Annotated in this window: 3 protein-coding genes; all 3 read left to right on the forward strand. The window is 64.2% G+C overall.

Features of this window, described 5'->3' with window-relative positions; genetic code table 11:
- A partial coding sequence (locus VK519_RS06255; RefSeq protein WP_324348308.1) for an alpha-1,4-glucan--maltose-1-phosphate maltosyltransferase occupies positions 1–1,981 on the forward strand: 1,981 nt, incomplete at its 5' end.
- A gap of 3 nt (positions 1,982–1,984) precedes the next feature.
- On the forward strand, positions 1,985–5,308 hold the full coding sequence (treS, locus tag VK519_RS06260; protein ID WP_324348310.1) for a maltose alpha-D-glucosyltransferase: 3,324 nt from the start codon (positions 1,985–1,987) through the stop codon (positions 5,306–5,308).
- A partial coding sequence (locus VK519_RS06265; protein WP_414692707.1) for a GlgB N-terminal domain-containing protein occupies positions 5,305–5,826 on the forward strand: 522 nt, incomplete at its 3' end. The genes treS and VK519_RS06265, both read left to right, overlap by 4 nt.

Here is a 5,826-nt window from a genome sequence, read left to right on the forward strand (position 1 = left end):
AATCGCCGCGGCCACCGCCAGGCGCGAACTCGACGACGCCACCACGATGCCGCGCATCGCCATCGAAGCGATGACGCCACAGGTGGACGGCGGCCGGTTCCCAGCCAAACGCGTGGTGGGCGAGTCGGTCACCGTCGAAGCCGACATCTTCATGGATGGCCATGACGTGTTGGCGGCGGTGGTCCGTTGGCGCGCACTTGACGAACGCCAGTGGCGCGAAGTGCCGATGCGACTGTTGAGCAACGACCGTTACACCGCGAGCTTCATTCCATCGCGCATAGGCCGTCATGAATATGGCGTGGTGGCCTGGCGCGATGCCTTCGGCACCTATCATCATGAATTGAAGGCGAAGGTGGACGCCGGCCTCGCCGTGCCCCTGGAGCTGGAGGAGGGCAGGCGCCTGGTCGAGAAGACCCTCCTGGCGGCCTCTGGCTCCACTGCCAAACCGCTAAAGGTGTTGCTGGCGGCTCTGGGCGAGGCGCCGGATCCCGAGCGCATTGAGCGTCTCCTGGATCATGGCACCGAGGCGGTCATGCGCGCGGCGGACCCGCGTCCCTTTGCGCTGGAGTCGCCCATACTCAAGCTCGAAGTGGATCGTCGCGCGGCCGAGTTCGCCAGCTGGTACGAACTCTTCCCGCGCTCAGCCACCGACGACGCCAACCGCCACGGCAGCTTCCGCGACGTGATCAAGCGCTTGCCGGATATCCAGGCGATGGGTTTCGACGTGCTGTACTTCCCGCCGATCCATCCGATCGGCAAGGCCTTCCGCAAGGGTAAGAACAATACCCTTACACCCGGCGACACCGATGTGGGTAGCCCCTACGCCATCGGCTCCCACGAGGGTGGCCATGCCGACATTCACCCGCAACTGGGCACGATCGAAGACTTCCGCGCGCTGCGTGACGCCGCCGCCGCCCATGGGCTGGAGCTGGCGCTGGATTTCGCCATCCAGTGTTCACAGGATCATCCGTGGCTGACCGAACACCCCGACTGGTTCGACTACCGCCCCGACGGCAGCATCAAATACGCGGAGAATCCCCCGAAGAAGTACCAGGACATCGTCAACGTCGACTTCTATAACGACGCCGCCATCCCGTCGCTATGGCAGGCCCTGTGCGATGTGGTGCTGTACTGGGCAGGCGAGGGCGTGCGCACGTTCCGCGTGGACAACCCGCACACCAAGCCTTTTCCCTTCTGGGAATGGATGATCCGCCATGTGCGTACGCGGTACCCCGATACCTTGTTCCTGTCCGAGGCCTTCACCCGGCCCAAGCCGATGTACCGCCTGGCCAAGGCCGGCTTCAGCCAGTCGTATACCTACTTCACCTGGCGCCATTCGAAAGACGAGTTCATCCAGTACCTGACCGAACTCACCACCACGACGCCGAAGGATTTCTTCCGGCCGAATTTCTTCGTCAATACGCCGGACATCAATCCTTACTTCCTGCAGCGTTCCGGACGGCCCGGTTTCCTTATCCGTGCAGCGCTGGCGTCGACGTTGTCCGGGCTGTGGGGGATGTATTCGGGTTTTGAGTTGTGCGAGGGCACGCCGATCCCGGGCAAGGAGGAATACCTCGACTCGGAAAAGTACGAGATCCGTCCGCGCGACTACGCCATGCCCGGCAACATCGTGGTCGAGATCACCCAGCTCAACCGCATCCGCCGCGAGTATCCGGCCCTGCAAAGCCACCGTCACCTGCGTTTCCTGCCATCGGGCAACGGGCAGGTGCTGGTGTTCGAGAAGACCACCGCCGACCGCGATGACATCGTGCTGGTGGCGATCAACCTGGATCCGCACGCCGCGCAATCGACCGACTTCTACCTGCCGCTGGCAGACTGGGGCTTGCCCGATGGCGCCACGGTCCAGGTGCACGACCTCATCCACGAGGCCTTCAGCACCTGGTCCGGCGCCCGCCAGGATGTGTGGCTCGGGCAGGGCATGCCGTACGCGATCTGGCACATCACCTTCCAAGGAGCTTGAACGATGGTACGTCGACCAAAAAGCAATAGTGCATCGAAGGTCGCGTTCTCCGACGATCCGCTCTGGTACAAGGACGCGGTGATCTACCAGGTGCATCTGAAGTCGTTCTTCGACGCCAACGACGACGGCGTGGGAGACTTCCAGGGCTTGATCGACAAGCTCGATTACATTGCCGAGCTGGGCGTTAATACCCTCTGGTTGCTGCCGTTCTATCCCAGCCCCAGGCGCGACGATGGTTACGACATCGCCGAGTACAAAGCGGTGCACGAAGACTACGGCAAGCTTGGCGACGCGAAGCGTTTCATTGCCGAGGCGCACGAGCGCGGCATCCGCGTGATCACCGAGCTTGTCATCAACCATACCTCCGACCAGCACCCGTGGTTCCAGCGGGCGAGGGCGGCAAGGAAAGGTTCGGCGGCGCGCAACTTCTATGTATGGTCGGACACCGACGAGGCCTACGACGGCACCCGGATCATCTTTATCGATACCGAGAAATCGAACTGGACGTGGGATGCCGTTGCCGGCCAGTATTTCTGGCACCGGTTTTTCTCGCACCAGCCCGACCTCAACTTCGATAATCCCGCCGTCATCAAGGCGGTGCTCGATGTGATGCGTTTCTGGCTGGACCTTGGCGTGGACGGACTGCGCCTTGATGCGGTGCCCTACCTGATCGAGCGCGAGGGTACCAACAACGAGAACCTGCCCGAGACGCACGCGATCCTGAAGATCATCCGCAAGGAGATCGACGACAACTATCCCGATCGCATGCTGCTGGCCGAGGCCAACCAGTGGCCGGAAGATACCCAGGATTACTTCGGCAACGGCGATGAGTGCCACATGGCCTTCCATTTCCCGTTGATGCCGCGCATGTACATGGCCATCGCCCGCGAAGACCGTTTCCCGATCACCGACATCATGCGGCAGACCCCGGCGATCCCCGAGCGCTGCCAGTGGGCGATTTTCCTGCGCAACCACGATGAGCTCACCCTGGAGATGGTGACCGACTCCGAGCGCGACTACCTCTGGCAGACCTATGCCGCCGACCGCCGCGCACGCATCAACCTGGGCATTCGCCGGCGCCTGGCGCCGCTGCTCGAGCGCGACCGGCGCCGAATCGAACTGATGAACGCGCTGCTGTTGTCCATGCCCGGCACGCCGGTGCTCTATTACGGCGATGAGATAGGCATGGGCGACAACATCCACCTGGGTGACCGTGATGGTGTTCGCACACCGATGCAATGGTCGGTGGACCGCAACGGTGGATTCTCCCGCGCCGACCCGGCAAGCCTGGTGTTGCCGCCGATCATGGATCCGCTGTACGGCTTCCAGGCGGTCAACGTGGAAGCACAGTCGCGCGACCCGCATTCGCTGTTGAACTGGATGCGCCGCATGCTGGCGGTGCGCTCGCGTTACAAGGCGTTCGGCCGCGGCGAGCTGAAATTCCTCTATCCGGGCAACCGCAAGGTGCTGGCCTACCTGCGTATCCTGGAGGATGAGAAGGTGTTGTGCGTGGCCAACCTTTCACGCTCGCTGCAGGCGGTGGAGCTTGACCTCGCCGCCTTCGACGGCCACGTGCCGGTGGAGATCATGGGCGGTTCGTCGTTCCCACCGGTGGGTGCATTGCCGTACCTATTGACCATCCCGCCGTATGGTTTCTATTCCTTCCAGCTGTGCGCCAATGCAGCCCTTCCCGAGTGGCACGAGCCCACGCCGGAAACCATGCCCGACTTCGAGACGCTGGTATTGCGCGGAGCGATCGCCGAGGGACCGGTGATGTCCCATCACAGGGGCGTTCTTGAGCGCGATATCCTGCCCACGTACCTGGCCATGCGCCGCTGGTTCGGCGCCAAGGACATCGGCATCGCCTCGGTGCACGTGAAGTACGTCGCCGAGTGGCCCGACCGCGGCGAAGATCTCGTGCTTACCGAACTCGATGTGGAACTGAAAAATGGCGAGCACGAAAGCTATGTACTGCCGCTGGGCATCGTATGGGAGGATGAACCCACGCCCGTGCGCTCCACGCAGCTGGCCCTTGCCCGCGTGCGCCGTGGACGTCGCGTCGGCTACCTGACCGATGGCTTCACCCTCGATGCGTTCGCCTCGGGCGTGATACGCGGGCTGCGCGCTGACAAGAGCGTGCAGGCCGGCAAGGCGAAGCTGCGTTTCCTCGCCGAGGCGGGACTTTCTGCGATCGACTTTCCCACGGATGTGGAGAACCGGTGGCTGGCCGCCGAACAATCCAATAGCTCCATGATCATCGCCGACAAGGGCGTATTGAAGGTGGTGCGGCGGATCACCCCGGGGATCAATCCCGAAGTGGAGGTGAGCCGGTACCTCACCCACGCAGGCTACGCCAACACCGCGCCGCTGCTGGGGGAGGTGCGCCGCGTGGGTGGCGATGGCGAGGAAGCTACGCTCGCCGTGCTGCAGGGTTTCCTGCGCAACCAGGGCGACGCCTGGCGCTGGACGCTCGATTACCTGCATCGCAGCTTCGACGAATTCGCCCACGCCAGCGAGGCCGACCGGCAGACGGAACTGCTGGCCGGTTACGACGCCTTCGCCACGGTGATGGGTACGCGCCTGGCTCAGCTGCACGCGGTGCTCGCCCGGCCCACTGACGACATGGCGTTTGCGCCGACGCCCGTGACCGAAGCCGATACCCGGCGCTGGGCGGTTTCCGCCCACGCGCAGATCGATCGTGCATTCGCGGCCATCGAAGGCTTCGATGCAGGCGATGATGCGAAGCTCGCAAGGCGTGTCGCACGGGTGCGCAACGAGCGCGAGGAACTGAAGTCGCGCGTCGACCAGATTGCGCCGCTGGCCGCCACGGGCCTGCTTATCCGGCACCATGGCGACTTCCACCTGGGCCAGATCCTTGTGGTACAGGATGACGCCTACATCATCGACTTCGAGGGCGAGCCGGCGCGCAGCGTCGCCGAACGCCGCCTGAAATCCTCGCCGCTGCGCGATGTGGCAGGCCTGTTGCGCTCGCTCGACTACGCGGCCGCCGTAGCCGCCCGCGGCGAGGATGGTGCGGCGCCCGTGGTCGATGAGCGCCTTGAGGCTTACCTCACCGCCTTCCGCGACCGCGCTTCGGCAAACTTCCTGGCGGCCTACCGTGCGGAGCTGGCGGCAGCGCCATTCCCATGGATCGACGAACAGGCGATAGAGCCGTTGCTTGACCTCTTCCTGATCGAGAAAGCCGCCTATGAGGTGGCCTATGAGGCGGCCAACCGTCCGCACTGGCTGGCGGTGCCGCTGACAGGACTGCACACCATCGTCGAGCGGCTGGAAGCGGCGGACCTGACACGGGAGCTCGATGCATGACCGCTCCTTTCCGACCACACGCGCCGCCGATCGACGAAGCCGAGCGCGCCAGCTTGCTCAATGCCACGCATGGCGATCCTTTCGCCGTGCTCGGGGCCCATGGCAGCGGCGCGACCCGCGTGTTGCGTGCACTGCAACCCGGCGCCCACAGCGTGCAGGCGATCGACGGGCGTGGCAACGCGATCGCGGAACTCAGCCCGGAAGGCGAGGGCGGCTTGTTCAGCGGCACGCTCGGCCAGGATGGTCCTTACCGGCTGCGCATCCGCTGGCCTGGCGGTACCCAGGAGATCGCCGATACCTACGGCTTCGGCATGCTGATCTCCGATTTCGATTTGTATCTTCTTGCCGAAGGCAAGCATCTTGGCCTGTACGACGTGCTCGGCGCCTTGCCCAAGACCATCGACGGCGTGGATGGCGTGCGCTTTGCCGTGTGGGCGCCGAACGCGCGTTCGGTGAGCGTGATCGGTGACTTCAACGGCTGGGACGGCCGGCGGAACCCGATGCGGCTGCGCCGCGAG

It is taken from the genome of Pinirhizobacter sp. (assembly GCF_035317885.1).
In the GTDB taxonomy this organism is placed as follows: domain Bacteria; phylum Pseudomonadota; class Gammaproteobacteria; order Xanthomonadales; family Rhodanobacteraceae; genus Pinirhizobacter.